A 15,388-nucleotide genomic window follows, 5' to 3' on the forward strand; every position below is an offset into this window, starting at 1 on the left:
CCCCCGCGGCCGGTGTGCGGGGGCAGGACGGATCAGTGGCCCGGCCAGCCGTCCAGGTGGCGGTGGAGGGTGACGTCCTTCTGCGGGTCGCCCTTCGGGGCGTTCGCGACCGCGTCGTGCAGGACGGCGGTGACCTCGCCGGCGAGCCCGTCGGCCTTGGAGCGCAGTTCGTCGGCGGGCAGGGTGGAGCGGGTCAGCGCGTCGAGCCGGCGGTGGATGTCGGCGAGCTTGTCCTGGGTGGCCCTGTCGAAGCTCAGCGCGGTCGGCGTGGAGACCACGAACTGGTAGGCCCCGGCGAGGGTCTGACAGCCCGTGCACTCCTTGTTGGCGGCGTCGCTGCGGTTCACGGCGTTCAGGTGGGTGTGCTCCCCGGCGATCGTGACGATCTGGAAGGAGAGGGCCACCGAGCGGCAGTGGTCGTCCGCCGAGCAGCCGGCCGAGACGGCGTTGGCCTGGTTGCGGACGCCGGCGGCGTTCACCGTGCCGAACTGGCGGACCGTGAAGGAGTCCCTGGCCTGGGTGTGGTGCCCGCGGTCGGCGTGGCTGAAGACGTGGTCGGAGACGACCGCGGCGTGCGGGGCCGCGGTGGCCGCCTGCGCGGGTACGGCGGTGGCCGCCCCGGCGACCCCGGCGGCGAACAGGCCGATCCGGACGGCCCGCCGGGTGAGCGGACCTGGGGTGGTACGGGTTTTTCGGTGACTGCTCATGGAGTGCTCCTGTGCTCCTGTGCTGCTGCGGAAGGTGGTTCGGGCCGCTCGCCGGGACGTGCGGATCGGTGCCGCTCGCCGGGACGTGCGGATCGGTGCCGCTCGCCGGGACGTGGCCCGGCGGCCGGGTGTCAGGACGTGGCCGGGGCCGGGCTCGGCGAGTCGCTGGCCGGCGGCGGGGACGGGCTGGGGGTCGGGGACACCGGGACGCTCTCCGACGGAGTGGGCGTCGGGGTCGCCGGGACGCTCTCCGGCGGCGAGGACACCGGTTCGGTGGCCGGTCCCCCGCTGGCCGGCGCCTGCGACTTGGTCGGACCGCCCTGCCCGGCGCCGCCCGGCGCCGAGGCGGAGGGCGACGCCGAGGCGGACGCGCCGCGCGACGTCTGCTCGGCCGAGGGCCCGGCGCTCGCTCCGGCCGAGCCGGCCGGCCCGCCGGACACCGTGTCCGACGGGGCACCGGAGTCCTCCGGCCGGTCGGGGGTCGAGGCCTGCCGCGCCGGCGGCGGTTCCGTGGTCGGCACCCCCGGCTGGAGGATCGGGGCGATCGGCGGCTGCTTGGGCAGCGGCTTCGGGGTCACCCCGGACATCCATGCGTAGCTGAGCCCGGTGAGCCCGGCCAGGGCGAGGGCGCAGATCGCCAGCCGGAGCTTCGGCCGGCCCGCCGTGGAGCGCTGCGCGGCCCGGAAGATCCGGCCGCCGATCTTCACGGACAGGTAGACGACACCGGCCATCGGGCACAGCAGCATCACGCAGCCGATCGTCCCGACCAGCCCCTCGACCACCTGGCCGTGCACGAACGCGCCGCCGGTGCCGAGGAGTTGCTCGGTCAGCGAGCGGGTCATCGTGGTGAGGATGCGCGGCAGGTTCCACAGCGCGTACCCGAGTTCGCCGATGATCAGCGGGACCATCGTCAGCACCCAGGTGGCGACGATGGCCCGCGCCGACTTCTTCAGCCCGGCGACCTCCTGGCGGGCCTTGTCCCCCTTCGGCCCCGGCACCAGGCCCAGCAGGATCGGCTTGATCTTGCCGTACAGGTCCGGGACCCCGGCCAGGTCGCCGAGGATGTAGTAGCCGTCCAGCCGTACGGCCGGCATCAGCTGTTCCATGATCTCGAAGTGCCCGAGATACACCGTGGCCAGGAAGAACTGGGCCCCGGTGGCGAAGTAGGCGCCGGCCATGGCCAGCATGAAGACGACGTTGAAGTAGACGCCGCCCAGGTCGGTGCGGAGCCGGCCGGCCCGCCCGATCCGGTAGACGTCGGTGACGTCGGTGTACATCGAGGGCCAGATGAGGAAGAGCCCGCACCCGATGCAGCCGGGGCGGGCTCCTCCGTATCTGCACGCGGAGGCGTGTCCGAACTCGTGGAAGACGAGGGAGGCCACGGTGAGCACGAAGACGACGAGGATCAGGACCGGCTGGTCGAGCACCTCCAGGACGGGCTCGATCGCCCCGAAGAACCCGAACAGCCAGACGTCCATGGCTATGGCCGAGCCGAGCACCAGCGCGACCACGGCCGGCCGGTGCAGCCACGCCAGCGAGCGCGCGATTCTCGCCGTCCGCTTCTCGTTGAAGATGACCCGGTGACCCTTGAGGGCGAGCAGCAGGTCGGAGCGCGGGGCGTCGACCTCGTCGTCCTCCTGGCCCTCCGGGACCGTCACACCCAGCGGTTCCAGCTTCTTCTCGACGAGGTAGCGGATGTTCTCCCCGCTGACCTCGCGTCCGAAGCGGGCGCTGACCCGGTGGGCGATGGCCTCGGCATCGCGGACGCCGTCGACCGACGACGCCACCAGGTACAGCAGCCTGGACAGCTGCACGACCTGCCCGTCCCCCCGACGGGCGATGTACTTGGGCTCGGTGAACCCCGACCCCTGGTACTCACCGTGCAGCCGCAGCCCCGCGCTGAGCCTCGGTACCGGCGACGGCGGGTCGACCACCGGCAGGTTGCCCGTCGCCACCTGCTCGTAGGTCACCGGCCAGCCGCCGGGTCCGGGCACCGGGCCCGTGTCGTAGAGTGCGGCGGCTCCGTCCCCGAGCACCGTCATGTGTGGTCTCCCCCCGGATCCCCGATGTGTTCCCCCCGAACTGCCGGGAGCGCCACCGCCGGGGCGACGGCGGCGGCGCTCCTGGGAACTACTGGGTGACGCTGATCGTCTGCGCGGCCGACGACTCGGCGGCCGACCAGGCGCTGTGGTCGTTGATCGCGGCGGACTGGTTGGACGCGTCGATGTTGGCGATGTGCTTGGTGACGTTGACCGTCCTGCCGAAGCTGAACTTCAGGCGGCCGAGGGCCTCACGGCCCGGGAGCAGCTCGGCGGACTCGTTCTCCAGCTCGTTCATGTCCATGCTCATGACGGATGTCCCTTCGTTTCGTGTGCGGTGAGGTTGAGGTCGTTCTCGGTGCCGGCGCCGTGCGCCAGGGCGGTGTTACTGGGTGACGCTGATGGTCTGACCGGCGCCGGAGTCGGCCACCGACCACGCCGAGTGGTCGTTCAGCGCGGCGGACTCGTTGTGGGCGCTGATGTTCGCGACGTGCTTGGTGACGTTGACCGTCTTGCCGAAGCCGAACTTCAGCCGGCCCAGGGCCTCACGGCCCGGCAGCAGCTCCGCGGACTCGGCCTCGAGCTCATGGGCATCCATCATGATCTTTTCCCCCTCAGGGATAGACATTTCCGATCGGATCGAGTCAGGTTCCCCCCGGACTCTGTCCAATCTGGTCGGACGTGCTGTCCAACGAGATTGGACACTACGGGCTCGGGAACCCGCTGCGCAACCCCTTCGGAAAATCACCCTCTCGGCCGATCGGCTACCCGACCGTAGAATCGGCCGCGACAAGGCAGGACTCCGCAGGCGGCGAGCAGGAAGTGACTCAGTGGCCAACGCACTGCAGCAGTTGATCCGTGAGCACCTCGACCGCAAGGGCTGGTCCTACGGCGACGTGGCGCGGCGCGGCGGCATCCCGCGCTCCACCGTGCACCACCTGGCCACCACCGACCGCGTGGTCCGCATGCCGCAGGCGACCACCCTGGAAGGCCTGGCCAAGGGGCTGGAACTCCCGCTGGAGGCGGTGCGCCGCGCCGCCGCCGAGGCCTGCGGGATCCACGTGTACGACACCTCGCCGGCCGCGGACCCGACCGGCGGCACCGCCGGCGCCGCCGATCCCGAGGTCGCGCTGCTCATCGCGAGTGTCCAGAAACTGTCGGCCGACGACCGCCGGCACGTCACCGCGCTCGTGGAGTCCCTGCTCGACCGCGCACCCCGGGAGAAGTGAGCGCCACCGGACCACTCCCGGACGTTCTTCCGTCAAGTCGGAAAAAGAATCCAACTCCGCACGAAAGCGTCAAGATCCGCCGCTAGTCTCTGCCTCACTGCCCGGGAACGCGAGAGCCGCACGACCACGGGCTCTCAGGGGGACATGTGTTGTTCGTGCACGGCGGACCGGCGACGGCCGTGGTCCGGAAACCCGACGGCGAGTCCGTCGTCCTGCTGTCCGGGGAACTGCCCGAGGTGCTGACCGACGCCTCGGTCACCGAACTCCTGGACCTGGCCGCCGCCATCCTGGACCCGGGCGAACTCGCCCTTTTCGAGGAGTGTCTGCGCACCCTGCGCCGCAACGGCATGCGCGCGGGCCGCCGCGTCGCGGTCGACGGCGCCGTGCTGACCGTCTACGAGGGGTGACCCGACACCGTGCCGACCGTCCACGAGGGGTGAGCCGGCACCGAGGACGAGCCGGCACCGAGGGTGGACCGACGCCACCCACGAGAGGTGCGGGAAGTGCCCGGAACCGGACTTGAACCGGTACGCCCGCGAGGGGCAGCGAGGTTTAAGCTCGCCGTGTCTGCATTCCACCATCCGGGCAGGCCATGGGCTCCGCTACGAGATTCCGACCCTATCGGGAGGCGTCCCCCGAACAGCGGACGGACGACCCGATGTTGTCTTATTTTATTGACGTCTGAGGGAGCATCAGCACGCGGAACGAGCCATCCGCACTTGCCAATAGCGTTACGCGCGGTGGGTGCACACGTACACGGAATGACGGAATTTCACCGTCCGAACAAGGGGGCTCCACCTGTTCTCGACGACTGGGAACGCCCGGTTCCGGATCCGAGGTCTCGGGGTTCGGTGTCATCCCCAGGTATGACTCGGCGCCCCGCCGGTCCCCCCTCGGTCGCCCCCCGGAACCGGAACTGCGGCTGACTACACGGACCGGTTCGGCCGAGACGATGGTGCGGTCCCCATGAAACGCCGTCGTCCCGACAGGAGCACCCTTCCGTGTCCACCACACCAATCGCCGACCGGCGGACCACCTCCGTGGCCGCACGTGCCACGGACCTCTCGAAGATCTACGGCCAGGGCGAGACCCAGGTGGTCGCCCTGGACCGGGTCACCGTCGAGTTCCGGCAGGCCGAGTTCACCGCGATCATGGGGCCGTCCGGCTCCGGCAAGTCCACACTGATGCACTGCGTGGCCGGCCTCGACACCTTCTCCTCGGGTTCCGTGCGGATCGGCGACACCGAGCTGGGATCCCTGAAGGACAAGCAGCTGACCAAGCTGCGCCGGGACAAGATCGGGTTCATCTTCCAGGCGTTCAACCTGCTGCCGACGCTGACCGCGCTGGAGAACATCACCCTCCCGATGGACATCGCGGGCCGGAAACCGGACAAGCAGTGGCTGGACAACGTGATCCAGATGGTCGGCCTCCGGGACCGGCTCGGCCACCGTCCCTCGCAGCTCTCCGGCGGCCAGCAGCAGCGCGTCGCCGTGGCCCGTGCGCTCGCCTCCCGCCCGGAGATCATCTTCGGTGACGAGCCGACCGGCAACCTCGACTCCCGCTCCGGCGCCGAGGTCCTGGGCTTCCTGCGCAACTCGGTGCGGGAGCTGGGCCAGACCGTCGTCATGGTCACCCACGACCCGGTGGCGGCCGCGTACGCCGACCGCGTGGTCTTCCTGGCCGACGGCCGGATCGTCGACGAGATGTACCGCCCGACGGCCGAGACGGTCCTCGACTTCATGAAGCAGTTCGACGCGAAGGGCCGTACCAGCTGATGTTCCGCACCGCGCTGCGCAACGTCCTCGCGCACAAGGCCCGGCTGCTGATGACCGTGCTCGCCGTCATGCTCGGCGTCGCGTTCGTCTCCGGCACCCTGGTCTTCACCAACACCATCTCGGACGCCTACCAGAACAGCTCGGCCAAGGGCTTCGAGGGCGTCGACGTGGCCGTCCAGGCCAGGCACCAGGACTCCAAGGGCGACCAGGTCGGCAAGACGCCCGACCTCACCCAGGTCCTGCTCGACAAGGCGGCGAAGGTCCCCGGGGCCGCCTCCGCCACCGGGGTCGTCTCCGGCTTCACCGCGATCGCCGACAAGCACGGCAAGCTGATCGGCGGCGGCTGGCAGTCCGAGGGCGGCAACTACTGGGGCACCAAGGACGCCCGTTACCCGCTGGTCAGCGGCCACGCGCCGAGGGGCGAGGGCGAGGTCCTGATCGACTCCAGGACCGCCGAGCGGGCCGGCTACCAGGTCGGCGACACCGTGCGCATCTCGGTGAACGGCCCGGTCCTCGAGCCCACCGTCGCCGGCGTCTTCACCACCGACGACGGCAACGTCGCGGCCGGCGGCAGCCTCGCCCTGTTCGACACGCCGACCGCGCAGCAGCTGTTCGGCAAGAAGGGCGCGTACGACGAGATCGACGTGACCGCGAAGTCCGGCACCGGGCAGGCCGCCCTCAAGTCCCAGCTGGACCGGGCCCTGCCGAAGAAGCTGGTGGAGACCACCACCGGCCAGAAGCTCGCCGACGACCAGGCGGAGCAGATCTCCAGCAGCATGAGCGGCCTGCGTTCGGGCCTGCTGGTCTTCGCCGGCATCGCCCTGTTCGTCGGCACGTTCATCATCGCCAACACCTTCACCATGCTGGTCGCCCAGCGCACCAAGGAGCTGGCGCTGCTGCGCGCCGTGGGCGCCTCCCGCCGCCAGGTCACCCGGTCGGTGCTGATCGAGGCGTTCGTGGTCGGCGCGGTGGCCGGCGTGACCGGTCTGGTCGCCGGTATCGGCATCGGCGCCGGACTGCGCTCGCTGCTGGGCTCGTTCGGCGCGACCGTCCCGGACGGCCCGCTGGTCGTCAGCCCCGGCACGGTGGCCGCCGCCCTCGCGGTCGGCATCGTCATCACCATGCTGGCCGCCTGGCTGCCCGGCCGCCGCGCCGCGAAGATCCCGCCGGTCGCCGCGATGAGCGCCCTGCACGCCGCCCCGACCACCAAGTCGCTGGTGCTGCGCAACACGATCGGCGCCCTGTTCTCGGCGGCGGGCGTGGTGGTGATCCTGGCGGCGACGACGATGAGCGGCAGTGACGGCCAGGCCCCGATGGGCTTCGGCGCGGTCCTGCTCATCATCGGCGTCTTCGTCCTGACCCCGCTGCTGTCCCGTCCGCTGATCGCGGCCGCGGCCCCGCTGCTGCGCGGGTTCGGCGTCTCCGGCAAGCTCGCGCGCCAGAACTCGGTGCGCAACCCGCGCCGTACCGCCGCCACCGCCTCCGCGCTGATGATCGGCCTGACCCTGATCACCGGCATGACGGTGATGGCGGGCAGCCTGCAGAAGTCCATCGACAAGATGGCGAGCTCGGCGATCCGGGCGGACTACATCGTCTCGATGGCCAATGGCAACGCGCTCTCCCCCGACGTGGCGAAGAAGGTCGCGGCGACCGACGGCGTGACCGCCTCCAGCCCGCTCAGCAACGCGGCCTCCCGCATCGACGGCGAGACCGAGTTCCTGACCGGCGTCGACGGCTCGGCGATCGGGAAGCTCACCGACCTCACGGTGGACAGCGGCTCCTTCAAGGTCGGCGGATCGGACGTCGCCGTGGACGACGACACCGCCAAGTCGCACGGCTGGAAGGCCGGTTCCGTCTTCACCGTCCACTACGAGGACGGGAAGGCGCAGCGGCTGACGGTCGCCGGGATCTACGAGGGCAACCAGGTGATCCGCGGGATCATGCTCGACAGCACCACCCTCACCCCGCACGAGACCGACCCCGCCGACATGCAGGTCATGGTCAAGACGGCGGACGGCGCGTCGAGCGCGACCAAGGACAAGCTGGAGAAGGCCCTCGGCTCCAACCCGGCGATCAAGGTCCAGGACAAGCAGGACCTGTCCGACTCCATCGCACAGGCGTTCACGCTGATCCTGAACATGGTCTACGGCCTGCTCGCGATGGCGGTGATCGTCGCTGTCCTCGGGGTCATCAACACCCTGGCCATGTCGGTGTTCGAACGCTCCCAGGAGATCGGCATGCTCCGCGCGATCGGCCTGGACCGCAAGGCGGTCAGGCGGATGGTCCGCCTGGAGTCCCTGGTCATCTCGCTCTTCGGCGGGGTGCTGGGCCTCGGCCTGGGCGTGTTCTTCGGCTGGGCGGCCGGTCAGCTGGTCGGCTCGCGGATGCCGACGTACGAACTGGTGCTGCCCTGGGCCAGGATGGCGGTCTTCCTGCTCCTGGCCGGCACGGTCGGCGTCCTGGCGGCCCTGTGGCCGGCCCGCCGCGCGGCGAGGCTGAACGTGCTGGCGGCGATCAAGGCCGAGTAGTGAGCGCCGAGTAGTGAGCGGTGCGCAGCAGGCAGCAGTAGGTACGGCGAAGGGGCCCACGCGGGTGACGCGGGGCCCCTTTCGCCGGTGCGTGGGCCCGTCCGGACGTGGGCTCAGTTCTGCCAGACGCGGCTGCGCAGGGGCAGCCCGGAGGCGCCGGACTCCGGGGTCCGGACGGCCAGCACCTGGTTGACGCCGATGCGGTTGTGTTCGAAGGCGAGGGCGGAGGCGGCCATGTAGAGCCGCCAGACGCGGGCCCGGCCGGGGCTGGTCAGCCGCATGGCCCGCGGCCACTCGGCCTCCAGGTTGACCACCCACCGGCGCAGGGTGCGGGCGTAGTGCTCGCGGATCGACTCCACGTCCCGCACCTCGAACCCGGCCCGTTCCAGCTGGGTGACGGTGGTGCCGATCGGGGCGAGCTCGCCGTCCGGGAAGACGTAGGCGTCGATGAACTCGTCGACGTTGTACGCCGACTCATCGCGCTGCGGCCGCCGCGCGATCTGGTGGTTGAGCAGCCGCCCGCCGGGCTTGAGGAGCCCGTACAGTTCCTCCGCGTACTCCAGGTACCGTTCGGCCCCGACGTGCTCGGCCATCCCGATCGACGAGATCGCGTCGTACGGCCCGTCCCTGACGTCCCGGTAGTCCTGGACCCTGATCTCCACCCGGTCCGTCAGACCCTCGTCAGCGACCCGTTTACGGGCGAACGCGGCCTGCTCCTGGGAGAGGGTGACCCCGACGACGCTGACGCCGTGCTCGCGGGCCGCGTGGATCGCCATGGAGCCCCAGCCGCAGCCGACGTCGAGCAGCCGCTGACCGGGTCTCAGGTCGAGCTTGGCGCAGACGAGTTCGAGCTTGTCGCGCTGGGCGGTCTCCAGCGTGCCGGCGTCCTCCCAGTATGCGCACGAGTACACCATCGACGGCCCGAGGACGATCCCGTAGAAGTCGTTCCCCACGTCGTAGTGGTGGCTGATGGCCTGCCGGTCGCTGCGGCGGGTGTGCAGATGGCCCCGTCTGCGCACCTCCTCGCGGGGCGGGGCGGGCGGGACGGGCGGCCCGGCGAGCTTCACCAGCTCCCGGACGGCGGCCCGCACGCGGGGGTCACGCAGGGCCTGCGCGAGGGTACGGCCGTCCTCCCCGCGCTCCCAGATCAGTCCGGACATCACCGCCAGGGCGCCGTACAGGTCGCCCTCGATGTCCAGGTCTCCGGCGACCCAGGCGCGGGCCAGGCCCAGTTCGCCCGGCTTGAACAACATGCGGCGCAGGGCGCGGCGGTTGCGCACGACGAGCGTCGGCGCGCCCGGCGGCCCGGCCTCCGATCCGTCCCAGGCCCGCAGCCGTACCGGGAGCGGGACTCCCAGCACCTGCTCGGCAACACTCCTCAGCCGCGACGCGGCGTCGGCCATGGCGCACACCTCCAAGACGTCGATCCCGGATGCCGGTTACCACGTAAACACCGTGAGGGCAGCAGCACAGTCCCGCAAAGGAGTTACGACTGGGCAAAACAGATGTAGCCAGCATGTAATCGCGCGGGCGCCCGGGAACGCCGAAGGGCCTCCCGCACCACGGATGGCGGGAGGCCCTTCGGATGGTTCAGCGACCGGCGACCGGGGTCAGGAGGCCTTGGCCTTCTCCTCGGCCTTCGGGGCGGCGACCGGAGCGGGCTTGGCGGCCTCGTAGAACTCCTCGCGGGGGTTCTCCATGGCACCCAGGGACACGACCTCGCGCTTGAGGAACATGCCGAGCGTCCAGTCGGCGAAGATGCGGATCTTGCGGTTCCAGGTCGGCATGGCCAGACCGTGGTAGCCACGGTGCATGTACCAGGCGAGACGGCCCTTGACCTTGATCTTGGTCTTGCCCAGGACGATCATCGCGACGCCCTTGTGCAGACCCAGACCGGCGACCGCGCCCTTGTTGGCGTGGCTGTACTCCTTCTGCGGGAAGCCCCGCATGCCGGAGACCACGTTGTCGCCGAGGACCTTGGCCTGACGCAGCGCGTGCTGCGCGTTCGGCGGGCACCAGGCGTTCTCGACGCCGGCCTTGCGGGCGGCGACGTCCGGCACCTGGGCGTTGTCGCCCGCGGCCCAGATGTAGTCGGTGCCCTGCACCTGGAGGGTCGGCGCGGTGTCGACGTGACCGCGGGGACCGAGCGGCAGGCCGAAGCGGGCCAGCGCCGGGTTCGGCTTCACGCCGGCCGTCCACACGATCGTGTTGGAGTCGACCTCGAGGCCGTTCTTCAGCACCACGTGACCGTCGACGCAGGAGTCCATCGAGGTGGAGAGGTAGATCTCCACGCCGCGGCTCTCCAGGTGCTCCTTGCCGTACAGGCCGAGCTTGGGGCCGACCTCGGGAAGGATCTTGTCGGCGGCGTCGACGAGGACGAAGCGCATGTCCTCACGGGACACGTTCTTGTAGTACTTGGCGGCGTCGCGGGCCATGTCCTCGACCTCGCCGATGGTCTCCGCGCCCGCGAAGCCACCGCCGATGAAGACGAAGGTGAGCGCCTTGCGGCGGATCTCCTCGTCGTTCGTGGAGTCGGCCTTGTCCAGCTGCTCGAGGACGTGGTTGCGCAGGCCGATGGACTCCTCGATGCCCTTCATGCCGATGCCCTGCTCGGCGAGGCCGGGGATCGGGAAGGTGCGGGAGACCGCGCCGAGCGCGATGACGAGGTAGTCGAAAGGCAGCTCGTACGCCTCGCCGACGAGCGGCGCGATCGTGGCGACCTTGCGGTCCTGGTCGATGGTGGTGACCCGGCCGGTGAGGACCTCCGCCTTCGGCAGCACGCGTCGCAGCGGGACGACGACGTGCCGAGGGGAGATGCTGCCGGCGGCGGCTTCGGGGAGGAAGGGCTGGTAGGTCATGTACGACCGGGGGTCGACGACCGTGACGGTCGCCTCGCCGTAGCGCATCTTCTTGAGGATGCGCCGAGCTGCGTACAGGCCTACGTACCCACCGCCTACTACGAGGATCCTGGGACGCTCCGTGGTGCTCATGGCATCGAGTATCCACCCGCCTCAGGGGGGCCGCTCGTGCGCCCCTTCACAAGCTTCCACAAGGGTCGTGCTACACTCCGCCGCCCACGTGACACAGGTCATGGTCATCGGCGGGAACCCACTTCCGATACGACCCGTTGTCAATGCCGCGTGAGCTGCCTCTCCAGGCTTCCGGGGGCACCGCGAGGGCACCCGATGCCACCCTCACGAGTACCTCCCGGAACACCCCCGAAACGCTCTCCTGAGCACGCGCTCGGGGCCGTTGAGCCCCCGAACGGTCCAAGAGCCCCCACCGAACCCCTCACCTGCACCGAATTCCTTGTGAAGAACTTCACGAAGTTTTCCGGCGGGGTGTCGTGGCACGGCGTGTCGCAGGCCGTTCGGGGCGCTCACCCGTCGATTCGCATGCTCATCCGAGGATGGATCACGCCGACCTGTGGGTCAGGCGACGGACCAGGCGATGCCGTCCAGAATGTCGTGCTCACTCACCACGACCTCCGTCGCGCCCACCCGTTCCATGATCGACAGGAGGACGAGGGCGCCGGCGCCGATGACGTCGACCCGCCCGGGATGCATGGAGGGGATCGCCGCCCGCTCGGCGTGCGTCGACCGCAGCAGCCACTCGGTGATCTCCCGGACCCGGGCGTAGGGGATGCGGGAGTGGTGGATGGCCGCGGAGTCGTACTCCGGCAGCTCCTGGTGGATGGCGGAGAGGGTGGTGACCGAGCCGGCGAGACCGACCAGGGTGCGCGCCTCGCGCAGCGGCACGGTCTGCTCGGCGAGGTCGAGGGCCCGCTCGATGTCGGCCCGCATGGCAGCGGTCTCCGCCTCGGTGGGCGGGTCGCTGACATGTCCCTCGTGCACGAGATGCCGCTCGGTCATCCGCACGCACCCGACGTCCACGGACCGCGCGGCCCGCACGTGCGCGTCGCCCACGACGAACTCCGTCGACCCGCCGCCGATGTCCACCACGAGGAACGGCTTGGCGAGGTCGCCCACCCGTCGCCCACCACCACCCTCGATCGAAGGGCGCTCCGCGTCCCCTTGGTCTTGCCCCGTCAGCTCCTTCGTCGCGCCCGTGAAGGAGAACTCGGCCTCCTGGTCGCCGCTGATGACCTCCGGCTCGACGCCGAGGATGTCCAGCACGCCGCGCACGAACTCGTCCCGGTTCTCGGCGTCACGGGACGCGGAGGTGGCCACGAACCGCAGCCGCTCCGCCCCGTACTCCTTGATGACCGCGGCGTACTCACGGCAGGCCGCGAACGTCCGCTGCAGCGCCTCCGGCGCGAGCCGCCCGGTCCGGTCCACCCCCTGCCCGAGCCGCACGATCACCATCCGCCGGTCCAGATCGACGAGCTCCCCCGTCTCCGGGTTCGCGTCGGCGACGAGCAGCCGGATGGAGTTGGTACCGCAATCGATGGCGGCGACGCGGGTCATGGCGGTGGTTCCTTACTCATTCAACCGAGCGAGTCGGGTGCTGGGTGGGCGAAGGTCTCGGGGGTCCAGGGGGCGGAGCCCCCTGGGGGGTCGTCACTCGCCGGGGACTACGCAGGCGCCCTTGGCCCACCACTCCGGGAGCATGGCGATCGCCTCGTCGCCGAGCGGGTTCACGCCGGGGCCGGCGGCCAGTGAATGGGCCACCAGGACGTGCAGGCACTTCACCCGGTCCGGCATCCCCCCGGCGCTGGGGAAGCCCGTCAGCTCCTCGATCTCGTCCCGGCGCCGGATGTAGTCCTCGTGCGCGGCCCGGTACGCCGCCGCCAGCTCGGGATCGCTCTCCAGCCGCGCCGTCATCTCCTTCATCACGCCGTTGGCCTCGAGGGTCCCGATGGCGGACGCGGCCTTCGGGCACGTCAGGTAGTACAGCGTCGGGAACGGCGTCCCGTCCGGCAGCCGCGGCGCGGTCTCCACGACGTCCGGCTGCCCGCACGGGCACCGGTGCGCGATCGCCCGCAACCCGCGCGGCGGCCGCCCGAGCTGCTGCTTGAAGGCCTCGACGTCCGCGTCGGTCGGCTCGGTGCGCGGAGTGGAGGGAGGAGCCGTTTCCATGCCTGTCTTTCTGCTCTGCCGCGCTGCTGCGCGCTACTGCTCTGCTGTTCTGCTGCTCACTGGTCGGACGCGTCGGACTTGTCGACGCCGTCCCAGACGTTCGCGTACCAGGGCCGGTCGGCCGCCCCGAGGTAGGCGTGCGCCTGCTTGGCGGCACCGGGGTCGATCACGGTGTACCCGGTCTCCCCCGGCATCACGTAGTGCAGCCGCTGCCGGATCTGCTGCTCGGCGTACGCGTCGTCCTGCCACCGCGCCTTGAGGTCCCGCAGCTGCTCGACCCGCTGCCGGGCCTGTTCCTGCCGGCGTTCGAGGTCGGAGATCTCGGCGCGCTGGGAGACGTACTGGCGCATCGGATAGGCGAGCGCGACGACCATCGTGCACAGCACGATCGCGAGCAGCGCGGCGCGGCCGGTGAGCCGGGAGCGGCGGGCCTGGCGCCTGGTCTGGGAACGGTAGACCCGGGCCGCCGTCTGCTCGCCGAGCAGCTTGAGCCTGGTCGCGGTGGAGAACCGGTCCCGGTCCTTCACGGCCATGTCCCCGCCTCCCTGATACGTGCGTACGTCCCCGCACACGGTACGGGACCGGGTACGGGGACGTACGTACGACTGGCGAAGCCTTACCCTCTACGGGCCGTACGGGGACGTACGGGCTCAGCCCTTGAAGCGCGGGAAGGCGCTGCGGCCCGCGTACACCGCCGCGTCGTCGAGGATCTCCTCGATGCGCAGCAGCTGGTTGTACTTGGCGACGCGCTCGGAGCGGGCCGGGGCGCCGGTCTTGATCTGGCCGCAGTTGGTGGCGACGGCGAGGTCGGCGATGGTGACGTCCTCGGTCTCGCCGGAGCGGTGCGACATCATGCACTTGAAGCCGTTGCGCTGGGCGAGCTCGACGGCGTCCAGGGTCTCGGTCAGGGAGCCGATCTGGTTCACCTTCACCAGCAGGGCGTTGGCGGTGCCCTCCTCGATGCCGCGGGCCAGGCGCTCCGGGTTGGTGACGAACAGGTCGTCGCCGACCAGCTGGACCTTGTCGCCGAGCTTGTCGGTGATGACCTTCCAGCCGGCCCAGTCGTCCTCGAACAGCGGGTCCTCGATCGAGACCAGCGGGTACGCGGCGACGAGCTCCTCGTAGTACTCGGTCATCTCGGCGGCCGAGCGGGACTTGCCCTCGAACTCGTACTTGCCGTCCTTGTAGAACTCGGACGCGGCGACGTCGAGCGCGAGCGCGATCTGCTCACCCGGGACGTAGCCGGCCTGCTTGATCGCCTCAAGGATGAGGTCGAGCGCGGCGCGGTTGGAGTCCAGGTTCGGGGCGAAGCCGCCCTCGTCGCCGAGGCCGGTGGACAGGCCCTTCGACTTCAGGACCTTCTTGAGGGTGTGGTAGACCTCGGCACCCCAGCGCAGCGCCTCGGAGAAGGACTCCGCGCCGATCGGGGCGATCATGAACTCCTGGATGTCGACGTTGGAGTCCGCGTGCGAGCCGCCGTTGAGGATGTTCATCATCGGGACGGGGAGCAGGTGCGCGTTCGGGCCACCGAGGTAGCGGAACAGCGGCAGGTCGGACGCCTCGGAGGCGGCGTGCGCGACGGCGAGGGAGACGCCGAGGATGGCGTTGGCGCCGAGCGAGCCCTTGTTGTCCGTGGCGTCCAGGTCGAACATGGCCTGGTCGATCAGGCGCTGCTCGGTGGCGTCGTAGCCGACGAGCTCGGGGCCGATCTGCTCGATGACGGCGAGGACGGCCTTCTCGACGCCCTTGCCCAGGTAGCGGTTGGGGTCGCCGTCACGGAGCTCGATGGCCTCGAAGGCACCGGTGGAGGCGCCGGACGGGACGGCGGCACGACCCGTGCTGCCGTCGTCGAGGCCGACCTCGACCTCGACCGTGGGGTTGCCTCGGGAGTCCAGGATTTCCCGGGCTACGACGACGTCGATGGACGGCACGAGCATCTCCTTCTTGGGATGTGACGCTGGTTGTGCGGGGCGCACGTGGGCCTCGTCGGCCCTTGCTCAGCCTTGCGACTAGAGCCTAACCGTCCCAGGGCCGTCGGCCGGCACGACCGACCGGCCCGTGGACACACAGA

The 15,388-nt window shown here is 70.4% G+C and carries 14 protein-coding genes and 1 tRNA gene; 4 read left to right on the forward strand and 11 right to left on the reverse strand.

Annotation, left to right across the window (positions count from 1 at the left end; all coding sequences use genetic code 11):
* Positions 1-32 precede the first annotated feature (32 nt).
* From ACFY0P_RS35425 to ACFY0P_RS35440, 4 genes are all read right to left on the reverse strand, one after another.
* Complete coding sequence (locus ACFY0P_RS35425) at positions 33-707, reverse strand: hypothetical protein (RefSeq protein ID WP_388922667.1); 675 nt, start codon at positions 705-707, stop codon at positions 33-35.
* 131 nt (positions 708-838) lie between these two features.
* The gene (locus ACFY0P_RS35430) at positions 839-2,749 is read right to left on the reverse strand and encodes a hypothetical protein (RefSeq protein WP_388922670.1); all 1,911 of its coding nucleotides are present in this window, start codon (positions 2,747-2,749) and stop codon (positions 839-841) included.
* A gap of 88 nt (positions 2,750-2,837) precedes the next feature.
* Positions 2,838-3,056 carry a hypothetical protein gene (locus ACFY0P_RS35435; protein WP_388922673.1) on the reverse strand — a complete coding sequence of 73 codons (219 nt, stop codon included), beginning with the start codon at positions 3,054-3,056 and terminating at the stop codon, positions 2,838-2,840.
* 75 nt (positions 3,057-3,131) lie between these two features.
* Complete coding sequence (locus ACFY0P_RS35440) at positions 3,132-3,347, reverse strand: hypothetical protein (RefSeq protein ID WP_388922676.1); 216 nt, start codon at positions 3,345-3,347, stop codon at positions 3,132-3,134.
* A gap of 229 nt (positions 3,348-3,576) precedes the next feature.
* Between ACFY0P_RS35440 and ACFY0P_RS35445 the strand changes: the two genes are divergently transcribed.
* Together ACFY0P_RS35445 and ACFY0P_RS35450 are read left to right on the forward strand one after the other, a co-directional pair.
* Positions 3,577-3,975, forward strand: a complete 399-nt coding sequence (locus tag ACFY0P_RS35445; RefSeq protein ID WP_388922679.1) for a helix-turn-helix domain-containing protein — start codon at positions 3,577-3,579, stop codon at positions 3,973-3,975.
* 146 nt (positions 3,976-4,121) lie between these two features.
* Positions 4,122-4,382 carry a hypothetical protein gene (locus ACFY0P_RS35450; protein WP_388922682.1) on the forward strand — a complete coding sequence of 87 codons (261 nt, stop codon included), beginning with the start codon at positions 4,122-4,124 and terminating at the stop codon, positions 4,380-4,382.
* A 97-nt stretch (positions 4,383-4,479) separates the two neighbouring features.
* Here the strand turns inward: ACFY0P_RS35450 and ACFY0P_RS35455 are convergent.
* Positions 4,480-4,562 (reverse strand) — tRNA-Leu (locus ACFY0P_RS35455).
* 414 nt (positions 4,563-4,976) lie between these two features.
* On the opposite strand from ACFY0P_RS35455, the gene ACFY0P_RS35460 reads away from it, so the two are divergent.
* Both ACFY0P_RS35460 and ACFY0P_RS35465 read left to right on the forward strand, forming a co-directional pair.
* Positions 4,977-5,750: an ABC transporter ATP-binding protein gene (locus ACFY0P_RS35460; RefSeq protein WP_388922685.1), complete on the forward strand. Its 774-nt coding sequence runs from the start codon at positions 4,977-4,979 to the stop codon at positions 5,748-5,750.
* Positions 5,750-8,278 (forward strand): ABC transporter permease, encoded by a 2,529-nt coding sequence (locus ACFY0P_RS35465; protein ID WP_388922688.1) that lies wholly within the window; start codon positions 5,750-5,752, stop codon positions 8,276-8,278. Before ACFY0P_RS35460 ends, ACFY0P_RS35465 begins: the two co-directional genes overlap by 1 nt.
* Before the next feature lie 113 nt (positions 8,279-8,391).
* Here ACFY0P_RS35465 and ACFY0P_RS35470 read toward each other — a convergent pair whose 3' ends face one another.
* From ACFY0P_RS35470 to eno, 6 genes are all read right to left on the reverse strand, one after another.
* Positions 8,392-9,681, reverse strand: coding sequence for a class I SAM-dependent methyltransferase (locus ACFY0P_RS35470; protein WP_388922691.1), 1,290 nt, complete (start codon positions 9,679-9,681; stop codon positions 8,392-8,394).
* Positions 9,682-9,888: 207 nt separating this feature from the next.
* Entirely contained in the window at positions 9,889-11,268 is a 1,380-nt protein-coding gene (locus ACFY0P_RS35475) for an NAD(P)/FAD-dependent oxidoreductase (RefSeq protein ID WP_352364458.1), read from the reverse strand.
* A gap of 441 nt (positions 11,269-11,709) precedes the next feature.
* Entirely contained in the window at positions 11,710-12,705 is a 996-nt protein-coding gene (locus tag ACFY0P_RS35480) for an exopolyphosphatase (RefSeq protein WP_388922694.1), read from the reverse strand.
* Between the two features lie 93 nt (positions 12,706-12,798).
* Positions 12,799-13,317 carry a DUF501 domain-containing protein gene (locus ACFY0P_RS35485; RefSeq protein ID WP_388922697.1) on the reverse strand — a complete coding sequence of 173 codons (519 nt, stop codon included), beginning with the start codon at positions 13,315-13,317 and terminating at the stop codon, positions 12,799-12,801.
* 56 nt (positions 13,318-13,373) lie between these two features.
* A complete protein-coding gene (locus ACFY0P_RS35490) occupies positions 13,374-13,850 on the reverse strand; it encodes a septum formation initiator family protein (RefSeq protein WP_388922700.1) in 477 nt (158 codons plus the stop codon).
* Between the two features lie 117 nt (positions 13,851-13,967).
* The gene (gene eno / locus ACFY0P_RS35495) at positions 13,968-15,254 is read right to left on the reverse strand and encodes a phosphopyruvate hydratase (protein WP_388922703.1); all 1,287 of its coding nucleotides are present in this window, start codon (positions 15,252-15,254) and stop codon (positions 13,968-13,970) included.
* Positions 15,255-15,388 lie beyond the last annotated feature (134 nt).

Source organism: Streptomyces sp. NPDC001714 (assembly GCF_042892755.1).
Lineage (GTDB): Bacteria > Actinomycetota > Actinomycetes > Streptomycetales > Streptomycetaceae > Streptomyces.

What these genes read in the sequence shown, in the direction of transcription:
- ACFY0P_RS35425 (WP_388922667.1), bottom strand. Translation starts at nt 707, where the DNA reads ATGAGCAGTCACCGAAAAACCCGTACCACCCCAGGTCCGCTCACCCGG.
- ACFY0P_RS35430 (WP_388922670.1), bottom strand. Translation starts at nt 2,749, where the DNA reads ATGACGGTGCTCGGGGACGGAGCCGCCGCACTCTACGACACGGGCCCG.
- ACFY0P_RS35435 (WP_388922673.1), bottom strand. Translation starts at nt 3,056, where the DNA reads ATGAGCATGGACATGAACGAGCTGGAGAACGAGTCCGCCGAGCTGCTC.
- ACFY0P_RS35440 (WP_388922676.1), bottom strand. Translation starts at nt 3,347, where the DNA reads ATGATGGATGCCCATGAGCTCGAGGCCGAGTCCGCGGAGCTGCTGCCG.
- ACFY0P_RS35465 (WP_388922688.1), top strand. Translation starts at nt 5,750, where the DNA reads ATGTTCCGCACCGCGCTGCGCAACGTCCTCGCGCACAAGGCCCGGCTG.
- ACFY0P_RS35470 (WP_388922691.1), bottom strand. Translation starts at nt 9,681, where the DNA reads ATGGCCGACGCCGCGTCGCGGCTGAGGAGTGTTGCCGAGCAGGTGCTG.
- ACFY0P_RS35475 (WP_352364458.1), bottom strand. Translation starts at nt 11,268, where the DNA reads ATGAGCACCACGGAGCGTCCCAGGATCCTCGTAGTAGGCGGTGGGTAC.
- ACFY0P_RS35480 (WP_388922694.1), bottom strand. Translation starts at nt 12,705, where the DNA reads ATGACCCGCGTCGCCGCCATCGATTGCGGTACCAACTCCATCCGGCTG.
- ACFY0P_RS35485 (WP_388922697.1), bottom strand. Translation starts at nt 13,317, where the DNA reads ATGGAAACGGCTCCTCCCTCCACTCCGCGCACCGAGCCGACCGACGCG.
- ACFY0P_RS35490 (WP_388922700.1), bottom strand. Translation starts at nt 13,850, where the DNA reads ATGGCCGTGAAGGACCGGGACCGGTTCTCCACCGCGACCAGGCTCAAG.
- eno (WP_388922703.1), bottom strand. Translation starts at nt 15,254, where the DNA reads ATGCTCGTGCCGTCCATCGACGTCGTCGTAGCCCGGGAAATCCTGGAC.